The sequence below is a fragment of the Chitinophagales bacterium genome, from assembly GCA_013816805.1.
Classification (GTDB): Bacteria; Bacteroidota; Bacteroidia; order Chitinophagales; family UBA10324; genus MGR-bin340.
In genome coordinates this window covers 58,847-82,080 of sequence record JACDDS010000016.1, presented here as the reverse complement: position 1 = coordinate 82,080, position 23,234 = coordinate 58,847, and the positions used below count along the sequence as shown (strand labels likewise).

Below are 23,234 nucleotides of genomic sequence, written 5' to 3'. Positions count from 1 at the left end.
ATACAAAATTAGACAGTATGGCAGAGGAAGTGAGGTTGGAAGGTTGAAGATGAAGTTGAAAAATTAAAATGTTAGAAAAGTTGAAAATTAAAAGCTTGAGAAAGCGGACGATGAAAGGAATATTGAGAAGCAAAGACCTTCTGTAAAGTTATTCGATGATGAGTTGGGATATCCTCACATATTCGTAGCTACAACTGAGCATTCCCTGTGCCCTGTCAATGATTATTCAATATTATGAATATCGCAACTGCATTTCTTCAATTACGGATTTTCGCAGATGGAGTAGCTTCCATTCGGATATTCGTCATCAAATTTTGATCTTTACAAATTAAATATTCAGAATGAAAATTTTGTTGCTTGGCAGCGGAGGCCGGGAGCATGCATTTGCATATAAGATCAGCCAAAGCCCATTATGTTCTAAGCTATTTATTGCACCCGGTAACCCAGGCACGGAAAAACACGGCACGAATACCCCCATTGCTGTCACTGACTTTGAAGGGATCGGAAACTTTGTGCAACAAAACCACATTGATATGATCGTAGTAGGCCCGGAAGATCCTCTGGTAGCAGGTATTGATGATTTTTTTGAAAGCAGTACTGTGTTTCGAGCGGTATCTATTATTGGCCCATCAAAAGCCGGAGCACAGTTGGAAGGAAGCAAAGATTACGCAAAGGCATTCATGAAAAAATACAGTATTCCAACAGCAGATTACGAAGCTTTTTCCATGGAAAATATTGCCGATGCATTATCATTTATTGAAAAGCAAAATATCCCCATGGTATTAAAGGCAGATGGGTTGGCTTCAGGAAAGGGAGTAAGAATTTGTGAATCCATAGACGAAGCAAAAACGGAATTAAATCAAATGCTCGGTGGAAAATTCGGCAGTGCAGGTAAAAAGGTAGTGATCGAGGAATTTTTAAAGGGGGCCGAGATGAGTGTATTTATATTGTCAGATAGTATCCACTATAAGATCCTTCCTACGGCAAAAGATTATAAGCGGATTGGAGAAGGCGATACCGGTTTGAATACAGGGGGCATGGGCGCCATATCACCGGTGCCGTTTGCTGATGAGCTATTAATGGAAAAGATAGAAAAGAAGATTATTAAACCAACAATAGATGGACTACAGCAGGAAAAAATAATTTACAAAGGGTTCTTATATTTCGGATTAATGATAGTGTCGGGAGAACCTTTTCTCATTGAATACAACTGCCGGATGGGAGATCCTGAAACAGAAGTAGTACTTCCAAGGTTGAAGACTGATCTGGTTGAACTGTTACTTGCCGTTGCAAATCAAAACCTCGCTGAAAAAAGTGTTGAGATATTACCATATACCGCAGCTACAGTAGTGCTTGCCTCGGGAGGTTATCCTCTTGAATATGAAAAAGGAAAATTAATTGACGGTTTGCAGAATGTGTCCGAATGTCTTGTATTTCATGCAGGCACCCGCAACCGCAGTAATGGTGATTTAGAAACCAATGGAGGAAGGGTTATTACAATAACAGCATTTGGAAGAAAATTAAAGGATGCAGTAAAGATTGCCGCGCGGAATGCGGAAATCATCAAATTCGAGGGCAAGTATTTCAGAAAGGATATTGGTGCAGATGTAACCTTCGAATCGTCCTATTAAATAACTGGTTTAACATGATAAATGACTCATCTGTTTCATATCCTGACAACACCTTATTATCAATTTTATAATTCTTAATAATTTTCCCTCTACAAATCTATAGAGTGCCGCTTAAATGCTTCATCATCCTGTTTTTTATTCTTATATCCACTAGCAATATTGGTTTTTGTCAATACTCTATCTGGCGGCAGTATGAGCTGGCATCCATCTATCAGCCGGTTACGATAAACAAAATGACAACGGATTATTATGGCAGAATGTGGATCGGTACTACCAGAGGCCTTTTCAGTTTCGATGGCACTGATTTTTCCCCTGTGAATTCTGCAGATACCATTTCAGTGAACGTTACTTCCCTTTTCTGCGACAGCATTTATATATGGATTGGTTTTGATGACGGAACTATTGGGCACAGGTCAATAAAAACCTGGAAAAATGATTTTGTAGTGGATACCTCCTACGGTGCTTCAGTGAGCAGGATTATTGAGGAGCCATCCGGAAGAATATGGATAGCCACATACGGAAACGGGCTCTTCGTTCGGGATAAAAAGTTTAGAAGACACATAACGTTAAATGATGGACTTCCCGGAAACGAGATTTATGCAATGACAGTGGCAAAGGATGGAACGGTTTGGCTGGGTACAGATGGCGGACTTACTCAATGTAATTTTGTGGGTGGAAAATTTATTCTAAATACCTACACTCCTAAAGACGGACTTCCTGATGAAATTGTGAGGTGCCTGGAATCAGACCAGTCAGGTAATATTTGGATTGGAATGCAGGATGAGGGAGTTTGCTATTTTAATCCACAGAATAAAATTTTTACGGTTCCTCCGTTCAGCCATCACTGGAATCATGGGGCCGTAAGTGCATTATCCATTCAGGGTTATAACCGGCTCATGGTTGGCACTATGGGCAAGGGATTAATCAGTGTTTCTATGCATGATTCCTATCACCCTTTAATATATGATCAGTCTACAGGGTATGAAAATGTAAAGATTTCTGATATCCAGCAGGATAATGAAGGGAATTTCTGGATCATATCAGTCAACAGAGGCCTTGATCAGTTTCCTGCACTATTTGAATGGATGTCTTTAAAAAAACCATTTAACACTGAAGCAATCAGTGTAGTTATGCACGATAATCAATCCTATCTCTGGTTCTCCACCCTAAAAGGCTTGTTCAAAATGAACTGTGACTCAGGCGGTAACGATATTGTTACGCCGGTAAGGCTTCTTGAATCTGAAAAACAACCAGTAATTACTTCACTCTACCAGGATGTAAAAGGTAATATATGGATTGGAACCTTTAATTCCGGAGTTTTCGTGAATCCCTTTCATTCCATATATTTTCTTCAATTCACGCAACAGGATCAGTTAGCTAATGATAACGTGCTTTCGATTACAGGAAATAAGGATAATGTTTGGATTTCGACTTTAGGGGGCGTAACGCAATGCAGAATGAAAGCTTTGTTAAATAAGAAAATCGATTTTTCATTTCAAAATTTTACCGAGGGCAGTGGCCTGAACAGTAATTATATCTACCAGACTTTTATTGATTCCAAGGGACGTATTTGGTTTGCGACTGATGGCGGAGGATTGAAAATGATGCACGAAAAAATTTTTGTAACCTATGAAGAATTTGATACCCTGAAAATTAAAACCATCTATTCCATTACCGAAGGTCTGGATGGTACCATATGGTTCAGCACCCCCTCTAATGGTATTTTTAAATTTGACGGGAAAAAATTCACCAACTACGGATTAAAAGAAGGCATCAGTGACCTTGCTATTTCCGGCATTCTTACCGATGAAAACGGAGATATCGTGATATTGGAAAATGATGCAATAGATATATTGGAAACAAAAACCAACCAGGTTCGGAGCTATCGCGGAAAATCTGTTTTTGACGATATTTCACCTAACCTCAATTCTTACAATAAAGATCAATTCTCAAACATCTGGATTGCGACTAAACACGGGATTTTAAAATATTACACTCCCTCTCTGCTTTTTTCACATGAATCACGTATTGAAATACGGGAGGTGTTGGTGGAGCTGGCGCCAATTGATTTTGAAAAGCTGCATATCATTAACTACAACCAGAACCATGTCACTTTTAACTTTCATTCATTTTGGAATTCCAATCCTTCACAGGTAATCTACAGGTATATGCTCCAGGGCCATGATTTGGACTGGATCAAAACAAAGGATGAGCGCGCTATTTATCCGGAGCTGCCTCCCGGTACTTATACATTTAATGTTCAGGCTACTATACATCGTAATTTTGAAGACGCATCTACCGGGTTATATACTTTTACCATTACCCCGCCATTCTGGAAAACATGGTGGTTTATTGCGGCTTGTTCTGTTCTTGTTGCTTCACTAATTTATTTTTTTATTAAGGAGCGCGATAAGCGTCGTGCGCGGGAAGAAAAATTAAGCCGGGAACGCATCGAATTTCAGCTGGAAAATCTCAAAACACAAATTAATCCTCACTTCTTATTTAACAGCTTTAATACGCTCGCCACTCTGGTGGAAGAAAACACGAAAACAGCACTTGTTTATATCGATCATCTCTCTGATTTTTTCAGAAGTTTACTCGCCTTTAAAGATGTAGACCTGGTGACTTTAAAAGATGAGCTGGACCTTACGAATGACTATATTTTTTTATTGCAGCAGCGACATGGTGAGAAATTACAGGTAGAAAAAACTGTTTCAAAAGTGAGTATTAACCTTAAAATTCCGCCTCTCACACTTCAGTTGCTAATAGAAAATGCTGTTAAGCACAATGTGGTTTCCAAAGATCAGCCGCTGAAAGTGGAAATATTTACGATAGACGACAGGAAGATTTGTGTACGAAACAATCTTCAGAAAAAAAAGGTAACCGTATCTACCAAATTTGGGTTGCAGAATATCCGCAAGCGCTGTGAATTGCTTGGTAGTAAAGAGTTCGAAACAGAGGAAAATAAGGACTACTTTCTCGTTTGTGTACCTCTTTTTAAAAATTAAATGTCCCCGCTGTAAATAATTAATCTGTGACGCCAGGAAATGATTTTATATGAGTTTTGAAAAGAAAAACAAATCCGCAGGGAAAAATGGAAAAAGACATCTGTCATCCGAAAAAAATAAAATACCCAGGGCAGGCAATGAAAAGAGGAATTGGATTGTAATTGCAATAGTTGTTGTCACTGTTATACTGGTATATGGTTCATCATTAAAAAATGGGTTTACAAATTGGGATGATGAAGGTTATGTACTGAATAATCAACTGGTAAAAAATATTCAATTAGGGACTATATTTTCTTCATATGTAATGGGAAATTATCATCCCATTACCGTTTTAGTGCAGGCAGTAGAATATAATTTTTTTGGTGAAACTTCCTTTGGCTATCATGTTGTAAGTCTGTTGCTGCACCTTCTCAATTCGGTGCTTCTTTTCTATTTTATCTATTTATTAACGGGCAAAAAGATTGCAGCCTGTATTGGGTCACTGATTTTTGGGATTCATCCGCTTCACGTAGAATCAGTTGCATGGGTTAGTGCGCAGAAAGATCTGCTGTATGTACTCTTTTACCTTATCGGCTTACTCACTTACATCGGCTATTCTAATGCCGGAATCAAACATTGGAGAAGCTATCTTATCATAATATGCCTGTACCTTTTATCACTTCTTTCCAAGGCGCAGGCCGTAACATTTCCTGTAGTAATGGTACTGATAGATTGGTACCGGAAAAGGCCAATCAATAAACAGGTATTGATAGAGAAGCTTCCATTTTTTATTATTTCTGTTATTTTTGGAAGCCTTGCAATTCTGGCCCAGAAAGAATCCTCATCCCTGCAGGATATTAAACTTTACTCTTTAACTGATCGCCTGCTGTTTTCTGCTTATGGCTTAATTAGCTATCTGATTAAATTTATTCTTCCTGTCAGCCTCTCAGCTTATTATCCCTATCCGGAAAAATCAGATGGATGGTATTCCTGGATGGTGTATGCAGCACCTCTTTTTGCAGTTGCCCTGTTTCTTTTCATTTTTTGGAAGAGGAAATTTTCAGGACTGGTTTTCGGAATGGCTTTTTTCCTGGTGAATATTTTCCTTGTGTTGCAACTATTGCCTGTAGGTGGTGCTCTAGTTGCAGATCGTTATTCCTATCTTTCTTATATAGGGTTTTGTATCACAATTGGAGTATTTGCAGATCGAATATGGAGTGATTCCGGATCATTGATTTACCGATATAGAACGGGTCTGGCTGCTGTTTTTGTTTTGTGGCTGTTCTTCCTTTCCTATGCGGCTAGCGAAAGAACCAGGATATGGAAGAATAGTGAAACCCTTTGGACCAATGTGATACTAAATTATCCGCGTGTGCCCATAGCATATAATGATTTGGGCTCTTACTATCAAAAGTTAAATGAATTAAGGTTAGCCAAAAAAAATTTTGACGCAGCAATTAACCTGCAACCTGATTTTGGGGAAGCTCTGATAAACAGATGCGACCTGTTCAGAGCAGAAAATAAAATTGATTCAGCAATAATTGATGGAAATCATGCAGTTAAATTAAGGCCGGAAAATGCGGACTCCCGCATAAACCGTGGAATTGCTTTTAGCATGGCAGGAAAATATGACAGCGCCATGGCAGACTTTAATAAGGCGATCTCATTATCACCGGGTAATGCACGTTACTATAATAATCGGGGAAACCTTTTTGGAATTACCAATCATCCGGATTCTGCTATCAGGGATTACGATCTTGCCCTTAGGTACGATCCCGGATTCATTGATGCATATGGTAATAGGGGTCACAGTTATTTTGTACTAGGAAATTACAGCCAGGCTATCAACGATTTAACTAAAGCTATTGGATCAGATTCTTTCAATAGTCAGAATTATTACATCCGTATGCAGGCATATGAAAAATCAGACAAATACCGGGAAGCATTTTCTGATGCCGAAAGTGCCAAAAGGCTTGGATTACAAATTCCGGATGAGTATATTCAAATGCTGAAGCAGAAATATTAAGTAGTTCCGGAGCTGGTTTAGTCAGTTTTTTTTAATTTTTTTTGGTTGGTATTTGCAATTTTAAAAAATGTTTTTACCTTTGTGACCCGCTTTTAAAAAAGCAATCCCCTTAAAGTTCATTTGTTAACTGGTTCTTCTATAGATGAAGAATGGCATAATCCAGCCTAAGTCAGTTCATTTCAGTCAGCCACATCAGATAAGCTCATCTGAATTACGCGATCTGGATAAAGTTCTTTGACATATTGAGAACGGAAGTACAATTAAATTAATTAATACACAGTAACAAGTAACTCAATTCGAGTGCGAGATACTTACAATATGAAAGCAAACAAGAGTATACGGAGGATGCCTTGGCTCTCAGAGGCGATGAAGGACGTGATAAGCTGCGATAAGCTGCGGGGATCCGCAAATAGGACGTGATCCGCAGATTTCCGAATGGGGCAACCCAGTTCGATGAAGTCGAACTATTCTGCAGTAATGCAGAATGCAAACCCGGAGAACTGAAACATCTAAGTACCCGGAGGAAGAGAAAACAATTCAGTGATTCCGTAAGTAGTGGCGAGCGAAAGCGGAATAGCCTAAACCCTGATAACTACGGTTGTCAGGGGGTTGTAGGACTGCAACATGAAGGAAAATTTGAAGCAGAAATTTCTGGAAAGCTATACCAAAGAGGGTGATAGTCCCGTAAGCATAAAAATTTTCCGGATAGCAGTATCCTGAGTACCGCGGGGTCGGAGACGCCCTGTGGGAATCCGCCAGCACCATCTGGCAAGGCTAAATACTCCTGAGAGACCGATAGTGAACCAGTACCGTAAGGGAAAGGTGAAAAGAACCGCGAACAGCGGAGTGAAATAGTTCCTGAAACCGTATACTTACAAGCTGTGGGAGTCCTAATCCCGATTCGTCGGGAGGGATGACCGCGTGCCTTTTGCATAATGAGCCTACGAGTTACACCTCTCTGGCAAGGTTAAGTCCGTAAACGGACAGAGCCGCAGCGAAAGCAAGTCCGAATAGGGCGATTAGTCAGTGGGGGTAGACGCGAAACCTTAGTGATCTACCCATGGACAGGATGAAGTTCCGGTAACACGGAATGGAGGTCCGAACTAGTTGGCGTTGAAAAGCCATTGGATGATCTGTGGGTAGGGGTGAAAGGCCAATCAAACTGGGAGATAGCTCGTACTCCCCGAAATGTTTTTAGGAACAGCCTCGGTTAAAACGTGTCATAGAGGTAGAGCTACCGATTGGGCTAGGGGGCTTCACCGCCTACCAAACCCTGACGAACTCCGAATGCTATGACATAAAGCCGGGAGTGAGGCTGTGGGCGCTAAGGTCCATGGCCAAGAGGGAAACAACCCAGACCATCAGCTAAGGTCCCTAAATCCATGCTAAGTTGATCAAACGATGTTTTACTGCTAAGACAGCTAGGATGTTGGCTTGGAAGCAGCCATTCATTTAAAGAGTGCGTAACAGCTCACTAGTCGAGTGGTAGGGCGCGAAAAATAATCGGGCATCAAGCATGGTACCGACGCTATGGGTCATTCCGACTTGTCGGAATGGCGGTAGGGGAGCATTCCAATTGCTGCGAAGGTGGTTCATGAGAGTCGCTGGAGCGATTGGAAAAGCAGATGTAGGCATAAGTAACGATAAACCGGGTGAAAAACCCGGTCGCCGTAAGTCTCAGGGTTCCTGATCCACGTTAATCGAATCAGGGTTAGTCGGGTCCTAAGGTGTAGCCGAACGGCGAAGCCGATGGAAAATCAGTTAATATTCTGATACCGGCATATGTTGTGATGGGGTGACGGAGTAGTGAAAGGTCTGCGTTCTGACGGAATAGAACGTTAAAGCCCGTAGGTATAGGTGAGGCTGGCAAATCCGCTTCGCTTGCTGAAAGGTGACAGTACGGTAAGTCTTCGGACAAGCCGATAATGACCCTAAACAGACTTCCAAGAAAAACCTCTAAACTTCAGATGTATGCCGCCCGTACCGTAAACCGACACAGGTAGACGAGATGAGTAATCTAAGGCGCTCGAGTGAGCCGTGGTTAAGGAACTCGGCAAATTGGTCCTGTAACTTCGGAATAAAGGACGCCCCGAGCAATCGGGGCCGCAGTTAAAAGGCCCAGGCGACTGTTTAACAAAAACACAGGGCTATGCTAATTCGAAAGAAGATGTATATGGCCTGAAACCTGCCCGGTGCTGGAAGGTTAAAGAAGGGGGTTCGGCGCAAGCCAAAGCTCTCGACTGAAGCCCCAGTAAACGGCGGCCGTAACTATAACGGTCCTAAGGTAGCGAAATTCCTTGTCGGGTAAGTTCCGACCTGCACGAATGGTCTAACGATCTGGGCACTGTCTCAACCACGAGCTCGGTGAAATTGTAATACCGGTGAAGATGCCGGTTTCCCGTCACGGGACGGAAAGACCCCATGCACCTTCACTATACCTTAACATTGAGTCTGAGTAAATGATGTGTAGAATAGGTGGGAGACTTTGAAGCGGCCTCGTTAGGGGCTGTGGAGTCGCAATGTGAAATACCACCCTTTGTTTATTTAGATTCTAACCCCGAACCCTCGGGGAACAGTGTTAGGCGGGTAGTTTGACTGGGGTGGTCGCCTCCTAAAGTGTAACGGAGGCTTTCAAAGGTACCCTCAGCACGCTTGGTAACCGTGCTTTGAGTGCATTAGCAAAAGGGTGCTTGACTGCAAGACCTACAAGCCGAGCAGGGTCGAAAGACGGATATAGTGATCCGGTGGTTCCGCATGGAAGGGCCATCGCTCAAAGGATAAAAGGTACGCTGGGGATAACAGGCTGATCTCCCCCAAGAGCTCATATCGACGGGGAGGTTTGGCACCTCGATGTCGGTTCGTCACATCCTGGGGCTGGAGAAGGTCCCAAGGGTTGAGCTGTTCGCTCATTAAAGTGGCACGTGAACTGGGTTCAGAACGTCGCAAGACAGTTCGGTCCCTATCTGTGATGGGCGCTGAAATTTGAGAGGAGATGACCCTAGTACGAGAGGACCGGGTTGTACGAACCTCTGGTGTACCTGTTGTGTTGCCAAATGCAGTGCAGGGTAGCCACGTTCGGCCATGATAAGCGCTGAAAGCATCTAAGCGCGAAGCATTCCTCAAGATGAGATTTCATAGGACCGTGGCAGACGACCACGTTGATAGGTGGCAGGTATAAAGGTGGTAACATCAAAGCCGAGCCATACTAATTGTCCATTTGCTTTCTATTTTTTTATTATAGTACAAGTACTTCCGTTTTTCATTATGTCAAGATATTGTTCCCAATTTATTGGGATAATGATTTCATGGTGACTTTGGCGAGCGGGCCCACCTCTTCCCATTCCGAACAGAGAAGTTAAGCCGCTCAGCGCTGATGGTACTGCACTACAATGCGGGAGAGTAAGTCGTCGCCAGATCCTAAAACCCTGGCCTTGCAAAAGGCCGGGTTTTTTTATTTTACTACTATCAGCTTTTTCGTTTCTGTAAAATCGGCTGCCTGCACCTGCACCAAGTAAACTCCCTGTGCAAAGTCTGTTGTATTTACTTCTGTCTTTTGCGTTGCAGTGGTGGAGTAAATCATTTTGCCGGTGAGGTCAGTGATGGTAATTGCAACTTTTTTATGGTTATCTGCTAAGGCAATGGTAAGATGGTTGGTGGCAGGATTGGGATAAACACTCATATCATTAGTATTCTGTGCATTTTCTATTCCGGTGATTGTATTACTAAGCTTTGCAATGAAAACATCTGAAGTGAATTCACCGTTGTAACCACTAGTACTATCTATATTAGATATAATAGTGTTATCAAATAAAACAGTAGGGCTATACAAAAATCCTGTAACATGTGTATAACCGAAACGATCAATTGCAATAGAAAGACCCTCTTCGAGACTTATTCCTTCACTTGTTCTTGCCCATGAAAAATTTCCAGCACTGTCTAATTTAGAGATGAACATGTCCCCGCTTCCAGCTGAAGATAGATTAAATGTTCCCGATGAATCAGGATCAAAGTCAGTTGTGCCTTCAAAACTTCCTGTCGTGTAAACATTACCAAAAGCATCAAGAGCTATAGAAAGTCCCCTGTCACCACTTGTTCCGCCAATTGCTTTTCCCCAAATAAAATTTCCTGAACTGTCTAATTTAGAGATGAAAATGTCATCTCCGGCAGAAGTTAAATTGAATGTTCCTGCATTTGGGTTAAAGTCAACGATTCCGGTAAAATAGCCTGTAGCGTAAACATTACTGAAAGCATCAAGAGCTATAGAGTAGCACTTATCGTTAGTTATCCCTCCTATAGATTTAGCCCATGAAAAACTTCCAGAATTATTTAATTTAGAAATGAAAATGTCTGTAAGCCCCTCTGAGTTTAAATTGAATATTCCTAACGAATCCGGGTCAAAGTCAACTGTCCCAGAAAAATAACCCGCAATGCACACATAGCCGAAATCATCAATAGCTATGGAATGACCTTCTTCATATTCTGTTCCTCCCATTGATTTTGCCCATATAAAATTGCCCATCCAATCTAATTTGGAAATAAAAATATCACCGCTTCCTGCCGAAGTTAAATTGAAGTTTGTTGAGGAATCGGGATCAAAGTCGGCAATCTCCTTGAAAGAACCAGTCGTGTATACATTGCTGAAAGCATCCACAGCTACTGAGCGACCATAATCGTCACTTGTTCCCCCCATTGCCTTTGCCCACATAAAATTTCCATTACCGTCTAATTTACAAACGAAAATATCCTTCAGCCCAGAGGAGGTAAGATTAAAGTTTTCTAATGAATCGGGATCAAAATCGACAATACCATTAAAGGAACCTGTGATATACACATTGCCTGACGCATCAAGAATTATTGAGTTACCAATATCGAAACTATTTCCCCCAATCGCTTTTGCCCACATAAAATTTCCGAAACTGTCTATTTTAGAGATAAAAATGTCGGTTTCTACAGTAGAAGTTAATTGAAATACTCCTAAGCCCGGGTCAAAGTCGCCTACCCCTTCGAATTGACCTGTAGTGAATACATTTCCAGAGCCATCAACGGCTATAGAGATACCATCATCATTATTAATCCCGCCAATTCCTTTTGCCCACAACCAATCCGGCGCTTGTGCATTTGCTTTTAAAGAAAATAATGAGAGAAACATGATTGCATAGCAGAGTTTTGATTTCATGAGGTTATCTTTTAGCAGGTGCTTTTAAGTTGTGGCTTCAATTTACCTCGAATTTCCAGCGTAACTGCAAAAGTTAACTGAACCTCAGCCAACCCTTTGCAAAATTTAAATGAATTATACAAAATGTATGGAAGGACGGTAAAATCCTAATGAAGTCCATAAAATTTTGCAGGCAGTTTCTTTCCATTCCGAACAGAGAAGTTAAGCCGCTCAGCGCTGATGGTACTGCACTACAATGCGGGAGAGTAAGTCGTCGCCAGATCCTAAAACCCCGGCTTTGAAAAGAGCCGGGGTTTTGTTTATAGGTAATTCAACAGAGAAGTTAAGGTCCGGCTGCGCTGATGGTATGCATCCCGGCTGAGCCGGATAGCGTCCTCCTTCGCTAAAGCTTCGGCGAATAAATTAAATAAGCCAGCGCCAGACCTTTAAACCTGTCTGCCCCGGCGAATCAGGTTTTTTTATTTCTCCTTCAGCAACTAAAATTTTTCACGGAGATTTCTAAACCATTGCGCAACTTCGTCCAACCTTATTTCATTAACCAAACCGATTACCAAATGAAAAGAACCAAAATCATTTACTGGATCATCACCGGGTTGTTTCTTGCCTTCATGGCTTTTTCAGCTGTTCCTGATTTGCTGCTCACACAGCAGGCGCATGACTTTATGATCAAGCTTGGATATGCAGATAATGTCACGCGTTTTTTAGGATTGGCGAAATTGCTTGGCGAAATTGCTATTCTCATTCCCGGCTTTCCGCGCATCAAAGAATGGGCTTATGCCGGTTTGTTCTTCGACCTGTTGGGTGCGGCCATTTCCATGGTGGGAATGCCTGACGGCAAGCAGGGCGTGCTGTTTATGATTCTTCCCATTGCCTTTCTTTTCCTTTCTTACTATTTCTATCACAAGATCAGGCGCGAACAAGGAGTTGAACAATCGCAGGTGCAGCAACCTTCGGCAAATTCTTAAACAGCTATCTGCTTCAGCAGATCGGCCGTTTTTATTTAATGCCTGCGTAGTGGTTAATGATAAAATAAATTTAAAATGAAGTATACAATCGGTGACAAATGATGACTTAACGTTGAATTAAAATATTTTTTAAAATGATTTGGTCACTTGTAAATAGTTTAATATAATAGATACCTCGCGGAAGATTCTTTAAGTCAACTGAAAAATTTTCTGGAGCCAACATATCTGCATAAAAATTTTTACAATTTTTGCCGGCAGCATCCATAATTTCTATTTTCTTAATTGGATTATCTGAGTGAATAAATAATATATTTTTTGCCGGATTCGGATAAAGAATAAGCGTCGGACTGGAAGAAATATTTTTTATTCCCGTTAAAAGATCAAAATTAATAGGTGTACCACAGAAATCATTTGCTTTTTTGTAATACACTAAGCTATATCCATAATTAGCATAATCAGCAGAATATAGTTTAGTAATTCCGAGTCCCGGACCAAACTCATACACCCAACACGCTCCGAAACAAAGAAAATCATTCAGGCATCCTGAAGAAGAATCAATTCTACCAAAATAGGTTGGTATTTTAATCACATCAAGTCCGCAATACGATGATCTAAAAATTTGATTATATCCGTAGTTCATCTGAAAGTCGTATGAACCATTATAAGTACTATCATGCTGAACAGAAAAGGGAAGTGAATCAATCGGAAAATAATTGGACAATGCTATCTTCTGGTAAGATGTATCATTAAATGAATTGGTACCCTGATAGTTGAAATTGCTCCAGGACTGAATAACACCAGAAATAGAGAAAGTATATTTTAAGGTATCACCATTTACAGAGGTACTCTTATCTATCACAATTTTCTTCTGATAAATATTATGCCAGGTGCCCAACCAAAAAGGCTGTGTATCTATTGTTTGAAATTCATCTCCAATACTAAAATCAAAAACAGATGCCGCAATTGCAGGGTGATATCCTTCCTGCGGATTTGTAAAACCTATAAGCCTGATATTCTCATCTTGAGATGATGGTTGAACAGTCAGTAAATTGTAAAAGCTAACTAATCCTTTACTTTTTGAAAGTTTAATTTCCTTTTGATTCCACCAACTATTTATACTGGAACCATTCTTCTTTTTCAATTGAAACGAAAAAGTTTTGACACTGTCCGAAGTGTTGAGTACTTGGTTCAAATCAATACCATTGCAGATTGCTTCGAGATAAGAGCCGTCAGCAAAACGATGGAATAAGAAAGTATTGCCCGGAGATGATAAAGTATTAATCTGAAAAGTATCTGGATTTCCTGTGAAATAATTTTCAGCTACAAAAATATTTATACCGTTATTCATAACTATAATTTCAGAACCAATCCATGATGCACCCAGACAATATGGATTTATATTATTCAGCTGCCTGTACTGAAACAATCTTTTTCCTTCCGGAATATTTTCAATGGAATCTATCCTTATTGCATAAACTTGTCCGCTGTCAGAATATATTCCGGGAGTTCCGGAGTAATATCCTGTTCTTTTTATTACTACACTTTGATAAGCTTGACCATAAAGACTTGCGGGTAAAAGTATCCATAAGAAGAAATTAAAGTGCTTCATAATATTAAAGAGCTTTGATATAGCTTCAGTTGCTTTATTACGGATAATAAAGATAATGAATTTGATTTATTGTAAAACTGCTACAGTATCGATGAAGGTGCCAGATATAGCATAGTAATGTTCATGAACAACCGTCGAGTCAGTTACATCATAAAGTAATGCTTTTGCTGGCTTGGATTTTCCATAATTAACAATTACATAATATTTCGGCTTCACCAAATCTTTTTGTGCTGATAATCTTAAACAAAATACCATAATGAAAACGAGAAGGATGGATCGCAAAAGTGGTTTCATAAAATTATTTTTATTGATAAGAAGACATTTCTGTACGGGATATTTTTTAAAAAAGAAATTTGTTGCAACCGTTTAATTGCCATTTAATGTTGCAGATAAGACAACTCATTCATTTTCGATAGCAGGTTCAACTTCTCTAAGCTCCCGTCAACTGAAATTTTATATTTCCATTTACTGCCGATAAGTGCACCGGTAATCATGCCTGCTCCAGTAAAGGCAACAGTGAAAATTGGGGAGAAGGGTACTGACTCTTCAGGCCCGCCAAAAGCAGTACTTACACCGCTGACAATTTCAGTGGCAGCTGATGCAGTTGCTGCATCGAGTAAAATTCCAAGGGGCAAGCCAATACCCGCACCGATAGCAGCACCCTTTACAACGGAGTAACTTTTCCTGATCTTTATCTTTACAATTTCTTTTGCAGGAATTGCAAGTGCTTTTGTCTTTAATTCTTCTGATTTCTTCTGTAAATCATTAAGGTTACCATTATAGAGAATAATTGCGGAGTCGGTTACACTGTAAAAAATGCCCTTCAGGGGCATTTCATTCATCCGATAAATTTTAGCGCTATAGACTTTCTTATGGGCCTGAGTTTGGCTGTATGCTATTGGTGAGAATAAAAGAATAAAGAGAAATGCCATAGAAGCATTATAGACTATATTATTGTTAATAAATATACCGGAATAAATTTTTGGTATCATATAGCAAGTTTTTTATTGTGCAATATTTAAGATTTCATTTTTACGATACAACAGGCACATCAGCCAGGTACTATTGATCACAATTATACTCCCGGCAATGAGAGTCAATTAATTTTCTTTTTTCTCTGGCTGAAAGATTTTCTAAATCAAAGTGTTTTGGTTTATGACTATCAGCAACTGTGGCAACACCGATTACTGCACCGGTTATAGCGCCAAACAACAGACCTAAGCCTGCGCCAGCACCCTCACTGAAAAACACGAAACCTGAAGCGGGAGCATGTCCTGACCGGTCTCCGATCACGGTACCGGCAACGCCTCCTATTAATGCACCAATCCAAATTCCTCTCCCTGCCCTTCTGAACTTTCTTACTTTCTCAAGTTCTCTGATTGAATCAACGGGAATCCAATAACCCGATTTGTTGTCAGACTTTTGGGTCAGAAACAATACCGAATCAACCATTAGTTCTTGCATTTGTTCAGCTGTAAGTTGCCTTCCATCTTTCATCGTTATGTGCCAATAAGTTTTTTCTGCTTTCTGAGCAAATGCGCATTTGCAACCAGCCAGAAGAATGATGAGATAACAAAAACTAAAAGGTTTCATAAAGTGTTTATTTTTTCTCCGCATGGCGCCCATATGCAGTAAAGCTCTTGTGTGTAGCGTACGCGTGCCTTGCGTGAAATCATTTTCAATTTTTGACGCTGCTCTGACCAATAGGGGCCACTCACACTGCAGGCAGTTGTTGCTTTTGCAAATTCCTAAGCTATTGTATGTTGAAAAAGCGCGCCACCTCTAATATTAAATACTGTGGCGCGCTCCGTCATTAATCTATTACCAGTTTTCCTGCAGCATTTCCTTTTTCTGTTTGAGTATGAATGATAAACGAACCTTTCCTAAACTGATCACAATTAATGTCAAGGGAATTTCGATAGAGATTCTCTTCCGAATAGACTTTTCTGCCTTCGATATCATAGATTCTTACGGCTAGAAAATGTAAAGAAGTATTATTCAGATTCAGATGGATTACCTGAGAAGCGGGATTGGGAAAGAGATTTACTTCCGCTTTAAAAACACTTGCCTCGTTAATGCCGATTACATTCCCGCTGCACAATCCTAAGGCGAGGCAGATGCGCTCATCCAAATAATACTGTACAGTATCTATGTAATTCAGCGCTTTGGTTTTAGACATGTTGGGATTGGTATAAAATCCTGCTCCGCAAACCGTATCCGCAAACCCTGGTGTTTGACCACAAAAGGGGGCCGCCTTTTCAAGATCGGCACAATTCCACCATTCCCATGGGCTCGTTTGTCCATGATAGGGATCACCGGGAATGAATAATGATGGATCAGGCTGAACAATGGGAAACAAGCCTTCCCGTGAAAAGCCATTTACCGTATATCCATCATCTACGCGATTTGCTCTGGTAGTATAGGGATCCGTCCAGCCAATATGAAAAATATTATTGTTACCGAGTTCGTTTGCTCTTTTAATGAATAGATGACTACCGGCAACTTCAGTTACCAATAAGATAGTTCCATCACCAAGCGGAACAAAGACATTTCCCAAATCATAAGGCGCCAGTGGGTTGTTTACATCGTGAAAAGAAACCATTGGAACTTCACCTTGTTGCATCCATGATGTATCTCCCATACCACCTTCCATATTGAAAACCATTTCTACTTTACTCGAATAGCCGGGCCAATTGGGGTTATTATATTGCGGAAGACCACCGAATCCATCAAAATCTCCAAGCACTGATTCTACTATAAAAGGTTGACCTGTTGTACTGCCGCAGCTCGCATCCGTTGAACTAGAGATAAATTGAGGGAGCAACAATTCTGATGGCTGATTCAATGCTGCATAGGCTGTTGAGATATAACCAGCAGATCCCTGCCCGCCAACTACTATTTTGCCGGTATCAATTTTATAACTATTGCCTTGTACAGCAGCATTCATTTTAAAATAGCGCACACATGTTTTAGCATCCTGCAGGCCCCGGTAAACTGCCTGGTACAAGGAGCCCTTCCTGCAATCCTGATTCGGATTGAGCGGGAGCCACCCTAAACGGTAATCAATATTAGCAACAACATATCCGCGCCTTGCAAATTGTTTGCACATTTCTACAACGGCACTGTCATGAAGATCTCCATTTACGCCCCCATTACATACGATCGGAAGAAAATCACCGGGATGCATATAGACGATGAGGGGACGCTGAGCAAGCGTATCTCCCACCGGCTCATACACATCCATTTTTAAATCCTGCATGCCGCCCAGCAACACGCTGATGTTTTGTCCATAAGTGATATTAGAGGTTATTTGCGTGCCGGAAAATATCGGGTCAACATACCGGTGCTGCGCAAATGAACCAATTAAGAAATTGAAAAGGAGGAAAGATGTTAAAGTAAATTTTTTCATAGTTTTTGTTTTAGGATTTGAGAAATTCAGCTTCAAAAATACCTGCACCTGGCGCGACAATTTTTTAAAAGCTGTCGTTATTTTTTATGGGAGAGTCGTTGTGCAGGAAGATCAACTACTGCTTGTATATATGCTAATCTTCCAATTGTAGGTCCGCCATAAACCTGAAAGCTTTTATGGTTAAGAAGATTGGAGGCGCCCAATTTTAGAGTTAGATTTAATTTCGGAACTTGTTTATTAACTTGTGCATCTACTGAACTATAGGCAGGTACAATTCCTGTAAACTGAGGTGATCCTTCAAATAAAAATCCTTCTACCCATTTATAATTGATGCTAAATCCATAGTGATTAAATGGAATAACAGGAAGCTTATCCCAGATATCATTTAAGAAGGTGATAGAGGCAAGAATATTTCTCCCGCTTATACCTATGTTACATTTGTTTTGCGGTGTATTATAGGCCGGAATAATTGGATCAATCGATCCCCGGCGATCCAGGCGGTTAAAAGAATAGTTTCCGCTTAGAGAAAAATAATTGCTGAAATAATAATTAAGTCCAATTGAAAATCCCTGCGTAGTAACGATATCGCTGGTATTGGCTGCAACTCTAAAAAATTGAACACCGGCAATATGATCATAAATATCACATCGTGTAGTAGCTCCTATTTTATACCCGATAAAATTCTGATACCGGCTAAAATAATACTCCGCGTCAATATATAAATGATTAAAAAGCGAAGCACGCCATCCTGCCTCAATTGTTTTAACTGCTTCCGGCCGAAGAGGGGCAATGTTAAATAACTTGAGCGAATCGCAATTCCATCTCACTGCTGTTATTACTGATTCAAGGGTAGCAAGGGAATTAAATCCATGAATGTTTCCAACAAGGATTGCCGGACCTGCATTGTAATAAAGATATTGATCAGCAAGGGTGGGGTTTCTTATAGCAGAGGAAAAGGAAACGCGAAACACCTGCTTTCTGTAATTATATACTGCGGAAGCAGCCGGGGAAAACAGGTAGTTGAAATTCTGGTTCTTATCCATCCGGACGGCAATATTTATTGTGAGCTGATCTCTGAAGAATTTTTTTTCGAAGCCGGCATACATTCCGTATTCAGAATTCGTGATCACTCTTCCGGCTGTATCGCTAAAAATGGTTCCATGAGAATTAGGCCGGTATTGGCGGAACGTTGCGCCCAGGGTGATCTCCATAATTTTCGGAAAAAGCTTGTATTCTCCATGAACATTATACAAGGCAGAGCGATCGTACAAATGTGTTCCTCCGTGAGCATATGTTTCCCTTGAAGTGATGCCTGCAAATGCCGTGTCGAATGCATAAGTGCCGGGCAAGAAATAACCGTGCTCGCCCGGATAGAGACTCGAGTCATCAGCATAGCTGCGGGCATCTTGTTGATACTGAGAAATTAAATCAGCATGCTGTTTAAGGCATGCGAGAATGCTGTCAGTGTACCATTCCGGGACCGGATATTGGAATAAGGGCCAGCATTCAAACCCTTTAATCTTTGGCACTTCATGCCCTACATAGTAATTAAAATAATCCAGGTTCCATGCACCGGAAGACTTTGCTTCCTGCTCCAGCCGCAATGCTGTAAAAAACGCATCATAAGATTTACCCGAGTTTTCATTGGTTACATAAGCGCGTAAAAAAAATTTATCAGGCTTTTCAATTTCTATCCTGGTCTGCGCCAGGAAAACATCTTTTAGTGAATACCTGTTATCACCCTGATAAACCGTAGTGCCGGTTCCGAAATTAGAAGCAAATTTAAGACGTACATCAGGCGTAAGCTTATAATGAAATGCCGCAGCAACTTTTGCATTATAGGTGTTATAATCTACGAGGCCTTTTTCTAAATAACCTGTGCGATATATTCTTCCCAGACCAGGATAAGACCAGGCCTGATTTGAATAGTCCTGCGTGTAATTAAATTCATCACCATACCGGTTCACTGCATCATAGCCTCCCGCATTGTTTTTGCCATCCTGTGAGCCATAGACGGCATCAATATTATTTGCTTCCCAATCGAGGGCTTTCAGGTAATAACCGTTCAGCTTATATGCAAATTTTTCTTTTCCGGCTTTATTCCTGATGACCTGGTCCCAACGAAAGGAGCCTTCGAATAATTGGCGCTCACCTTTTTTAAATGAAAACGATAATCCCGGAGTAGTAAAAGGGTCTTTTGTTGACATGCTGATCACGCCATTAAATGCATTCGGTCCATAGAAAGCCGAACTGGCGCCCACTACGAGATCTACGCGAACCACATCAAGATCAGGAGCGCCCAGAAAATTTCCAAGTGAAAAATTTAAGCCCGGGGCCTGGTTATCCACTCCGTCAATGATCTGCAGGGTTCGCACCGGTGAAGTAGAATTAAACCCTCTTGTATTTATGATCTTGAAGCCTAAGCTCGCAGAGACAATATCAACTCCTTTCAATGCACCAAGCCCTTCGTAAAAATTGAATGACGGAGTTTCTTTTATGGCAATAAGATCCATTGATTCGATCGTAAGCGGCGATCCCTTTTCTTTTTCACTTAGCCTTTCACCGGTTATCTGAACTCCATGCAAAATGATTTTATCCGGCTGTAGCTTGATAATGAGCGCTTCGGAAATTTCCCTTACAATCACTTCTTTGCTGATGTAGCCTAAATAAGAAATTGTAATTGTGACTGGAAATGATTGATCAACGCGCAGCAGAAATTTGCCTTCCTCATCTGTTACGGTTCCGATAGCAGTTTCTTTGATGGTAACGGTGGCACCGATTAATGGCTCATTTATAGAAATATCTTTCACCGTGCCGGAAATGGTTTGCGCATTACCGTGAAAGAATGCGACAATAAAAATCAGTAAAGGGTAAAAAATTTTCAAGATAGGAATGGAGATTCGAGGTTCATTAAAAGTATCACAGGCTTTGCGACAATTTTTTGAAGGCTGTCGGAAATATTTTTCGCGGTTATTATGCTCATTTCTATAGCGCAAAGCTTATTGCGTTTATATCACTCATCCGCCGAAAGCCGTTCGAAAGAATACATCTTATCTGACCCTAGAGGATGTCCTTCAAGTTTTCCTGCAGTGACGCCGGTTCTGAATAATATAAGCAATGCCTCGGCTGCTGCACCGGCATTACCCAGCGGGTCAATGGAAAAAAGATACTTCCAACTAAAGTTCCAACAACGAATCCCGCTGTCGCCCTAATAATTGTTGCAATCATCAACAGGATGAAGACAATTGTAATACGATTATCAATAGTGAACAAATACCTCGTTATCTTAAACTAAAATGAACTTACATGAAAAAGAAATCCTTCTCCGGAAGCGCTATCCTCTGATCATGCAATTGAACCTTTGCAAATGAAATATTTCAACTAACCAAAACAGACTTTCAGCAAGAATCAAAATTTTACAACTGCTATATTCTGCTTCTTATTTCCTTCCGTATAATTTAGCACATAAAAACCCGGCAATAATTTTTCAGTATTGATTTTTGTTTCGGCATCAAAAACTTTTTCTTTCATAATTTCTTTTCCCGTCACATCAAACAATACAATCTCTCCTTTTTCTGGCACCTGTCCTGTAGTATGCGGGATGCCTTTTATTAATAACTCATTGCTGAAAGGATTGGGAGAAATATCAATGGTATTCTCCTCAGCAATATTTTCGGCAATGCCAACTGGATTACCGCCATTATACCGCGCTACGGCAAAATTATAATCAGTGTCATCAAGAGTATATCCCGCCAATACTAATTTTCCATCGCTCTGGATAGTGACTGACATACCAATATCATCATTACCTGAGAAATCTGTTGTTACCTTACCATCGGAATCAAAAGTGTTATCCAAACTGCCGTCGTTGTTGTAGCGAGCCAAAGCAAAATCACCGAGAGCGAAATCCGAATTATATCCCGCCACGACGATTTTATCATCTTTCTGGATGGCGATTGACGTGCACACGGAGACTCCGGCTATTTCAGTAAGTACTTTTCCATCGGAGTCAAAATTGTTATCCAGACTTCCATCGCCGTTATAGCGAACTAAAGCAAAATTACAGGTATAGCCATTGCAGCTCTGTCCTGCGACCACAATTTTGCCATCGCTCTGAATGACAACTGAATTACCCAAATCATCAACACTTCCGAAATCCGTGGTTACTTTTCCATCAGAGTCAAAACTGTTATCCAGGCTACCATCACTATTGTAACGAGCTAAAGCAAAATCGTAGTCAGAGCCATTGTCACTGAAACCGCCCACCACAATTTTGCCATCACTCTGGATGGATACTGAGGCGCCCTCATCATCAGAATTTCCGAAATCCGTAGTTACTATGCCACCGGAGCCAAAGGTATTATCCAAACTTCCATCGCTGTTGTAGCGTACCAAAGCGAAACCCCCGTTACCGGTTCCAGCTACCACTATTTTTCCATCAATCTGGATGGCGACGGAAAAGCCATAACCATTTATTGCAGTAGTCACCTTTCCATCAGAGTCAAAGCTGCTATCCAAACTGCCATCGTCGTTGAAGCGTGCTACAGCAAAATCGCTTTCCAGGCTACCCGCCACCACAATTTTACCATCAATCTGAATGGCAACGGACCAACCATCATCATCGCTACTTCCGAAATCTGTTATAACCTTTCCATCGGACGAAAAAGTATTATCCAATGTGCCATCGCTGTTGTAGCGTACCAAAGAAAAATCTATGTTGTTACCGTTGTCAAACTTTCCCGCTACTAATATTTTTCCGTCGCTCTGTATGGCGACGGAATGGCCTACGTCATAAGAACTACCTAAATCCGTAGTTACTTTTCCACCGGAGCCAAAGGTGAGGTCTAAAGAGCCCGGCTGTGCGCAGGTTATAAAGGTTGTTGCCATAATTAGGCAACCGCTGATAATAAAAGTGTAAATCTTAGTTTTCATTTTGATTTCTTTAGTACTTATTAGAATTTTACGATGGTCATAATCTCCGTCTTATTTCCTTCCGTATAATTTAGCACATAAAAACCTAGCAATAATTTTTCAGTATTGATTTTTGTTTCTAAAGAAAAGGTTTTCTGCCGTAGAATTTCTTTTCCCAACACATCAGAAATAATAATCTCACCTTTTTCTTTAGTGCCTTTTATTAAAAGTTCATTGCCAAAAGGATTGGGAGAAATATTAAGGGTACTTTCCTCAACAGTATTTTCAATACCAACCCTACTATCGACATTATACCGCGCTACAGCAAAATCACTTTCAAGGCCATTGCCACTATATCCCGCTACCACTATTTTGCCATCACTCTGGATGGCGACTGATTTAACTGACCAGATGGCAAGCCATTGATTGGCAGAAAGATTACGCGCAACGCCTATCCTGCCATCCGGAATAAACGAGAACCTCTCTGATATTCTAAACAAGCATCCATTCACCATCTGTA

At 40.8% G+C, this 23,234-nt stretch carries 13 protein-coding genes and 2 rRNA genes; 6 read left to right on the top strand and 9 right to left on the bottom strand.

From position 1 onward, the window contains the following. Positions 1–341: 341 nt before the first annotated feature. The 5 genes from purD (at position 342) to rrf (ending at position 10,060) form a co-directional block, all read left to right on the top strand. Entirely contained in the window at positions 342–1,631 is a 1,290-nt protein-coding gene (gene purD, locus H0W62_13150; GenBank protein ID MBA3649475.1) for a phosphoribosylamine--glycine ligase, read from the top strand. 104 nt (positions 1,632–1,735) lie between these two features. After that, entirely contained in the window at positions 1,736–4,639 is a 2,904-nt protein-coding gene (locus H0W62_13145) for a histidine kinase (GenBank protein MBA3649474.1), read from the top strand. Positions 4,640–4,688: 49 nt separating this feature from the next. Beyond that, positions 4,689–6,644, top strand: a complete 1,956-nt coding sequence (locus tag H0W62_13140; GenBank protein MBA3649473.1) for a tetratricopeptide repeat protein — start codon at positions 4,689–4,691, stop codon at positions 6,642–6,644. A gap of 318 nt (positions 6,645–6,962) precedes the next feature. Beyond that, positions 6,963–9,885, top strand: a 23S ribosomal RNA gene (locus H0W62_13135). Between the two features lie 63 nt (positions 9,886–9,948). Next, positions 9,949–10,060, top strand: a 5S ribosomal RNA gene (gene rrf, locus H0W62_13130). A 35-nt stretch (positions 10,061–10,095) separates the two neighbouring features. On the opposite strand, the gene H0W62_13125 is transcribed toward rrf, so the two are convergent. Continuing rightward, a complete protein-coding gene (locus tag H0W62_13125) occupies positions 10,096–11,820 on the bottom strand; it encodes an SBBP repeat-containing protein (GenBank protein ID MBA3649472.1) in 1,725 nt (574 codons plus the stop codon). A 554-nt stretch (positions 11,821–12,374) separates the two neighbouring features. On the opposite strand from H0W62_13125, the gene H0W62_13120 reads away from it, so the two are divergent. Continuing rightward, on the top strand, positions 12,375–12,785 hold the full coding sequence (locus H0W62_13120) for a DoxX family protein (protein ID MBA3649471.1): 411 nt from the start codon (positions 12,375–12,377) through the stop codon (positions 12,783–12,785). Positions 12,786–12,891: 106 nt separating this feature from the next. Here the strand turns inward: H0W62_13120 and H0W62_13115 are convergent, their stop codons facing one another. The 8 genes from H0W62_13115 to H0W62_13080 all read right to left on the bottom strand — a co-directional run bounded on the left by H0W62_13115 (position 12,892) and on the right by H0W62_13080 (position 23,214). After that, the gene (locus H0W62_13115; protein MBA3649470.1) at positions 12,892–14,394 is read right to left on the bottom strand and encodes a T9SS type A sorting domain-containing protein; all 1,503 of its coding nucleotides are present in this window, start codon (positions 14,392–14,394) and stop codon (positions 12,892–12,894) included. Positions 14,395–14,460: 66 nt separating this feature from the next. Further along, entirely contained in the window at positions 14,461–14,688 is a 228-nt protein-coding gene (locus H0W62_13110; GenBank protein MBA3649469.1) for a hypothetical protein, read from the bottom strand. Between the two features lie 83 nt (positions 14,689–14,771). Beyond that, entirely contained in the window at positions 14,772–15,386 is a 615-nt protein-coding gene (locus tag H0W62_13105; protein ID MBA3649468.1) for a hypothetical protein, read from the bottom strand. Positions 15,387–15,456: 70 nt separating this feature from the next. Continuing rightward, the gene (locus H0W62_13100; GenBank protein MBA3649467.1) at positions 15,457–15,987 is read right to left on the bottom strand and encodes a hypothetical protein; all 531 of its coding nucleotides are present in this window, start codon (positions 15,985–15,987) and stop codon (positions 15,457–15,459) included. A 220-nt stretch (positions 15,988–16,207) separates the two neighbouring features. Further along, positions 16,208–17,803 carry a T9SS type A sorting domain-containing protein gene (locus H0W62_13095; GenBank protein MBA3649466.1) on the bottom strand — a complete coding sequence of 532 codons (1,596 nt, stop codon included), beginning with the start codon at positions 17,801–17,803 and terminating at the stop codon, positions 16,208–16,210. 77 nt (positions 17,804–17,880) lie between these two features. Beyond that, the gene (locus H0W62_13090; GenBank protein ID MBA3649465.1) at positions 17,881–20,658 is read right to left on the bottom strand and encodes a TonB-dependent receptor; all 2,778 of its coding nucleotides are present in this window, start codon (positions 20,656–20,658) and stop codon (positions 17,881–17,883) included. Positions 20,659–21,211: 553 nt separating this feature from the next. Next, positions 21,212–22,735 (bottom strand): T9SS type A sorting domain-containing protein, encoded by a 1,524-nt coding sequence (locus tag H0W62_13085; protein ID MBA3649464.1) that lies wholly within the window; start codon positions 22,733–22,735, stop codon positions 21,212–21,214. A 20-nt stretch (positions 22,736–22,755) separates the two neighbouring features. Then, complete coding sequence (locus H0W62_13080) at positions 22,756–23,214, bottom strand: T9SS type A sorting domain-containing protein (protein ID MBA3649463.1); 459 nt, start codon at positions 23,212–23,214, stop codon at positions 22,756–22,758. Positions 23,215–23,234 lie beyond the last annotated feature (20 nt).

Excerpts from the sequence above, each read along its gene's own strand:
- purD (MBA3649475.1), top strand. The coding sequence starts at position 342 with ATGAAAATTTTGTTGCTTGGCAGCGGAGGCCGGGAGCATGCATTTGCA.
- H0W62_13140 (MBA3649473.1), top strand. The coding sequence starts at position 4,689 with ATGAGTTTTGAAAAGAAAAACAAATCCGCAGGGAAAAATGGAAAAAGA.
- H0W62_13125 (MBA3649472.1), bottom strand. The coding sequence starts at position 11,820 with ATGAAATCAAAACTCTGCTATGCAATCATGTTTCTCTCATTATTTTCT.
- H0W62_13120 (MBA3649471.1), top strand. The coding sequence starts at position 12,375 with ATGAAAAGAACCAAAATCATTTACTGGATCATCACCGGGTTGTTTCTT.
- H0W62_13115 (MBA3649470.1), bottom strand. The coding sequence starts at position 14,394 with ATGAAGCACTTTAATTTCTTCTTATGGATACTTTTACCCGCAAGTCTT.
- H0W62_13110 (MBA3649469.1), bottom strand. The coding sequence starts at position 14,688 with ATGAAACCACTTTTGCGATCCATCCTTCTCGTTTTCATTATGGTATTT.
- H0W62_13105 (MBA3649468.1), bottom strand. The coding sequence starts at position 15,386 with ATGATACCAAAAATTTATTCCGGTATATTTATTAACAATAATATAGTC.
- H0W62_13100 (MBA3649467.1), bottom strand. The coding sequence starts at position 15,987 with ATGAAACCTTTTAGTTTTTGTTATCTCATCATTCTTCTGGCTGGTTGC.
- H0W62_13095 (MBA3649466.1), bottom strand. The coding sequence starts at position 17,803 with ATGAAAAAATTTACTTTAACATCTTTCCTCCTTTTCAATTTCTTAATT.
- H0W62_13085 (MBA3649464.1), bottom strand. The coding sequence starts at position 22,735 with ATGAAAACTAAGATTTACACTTTTATTATCAGCGGTTGCCTAATTATG.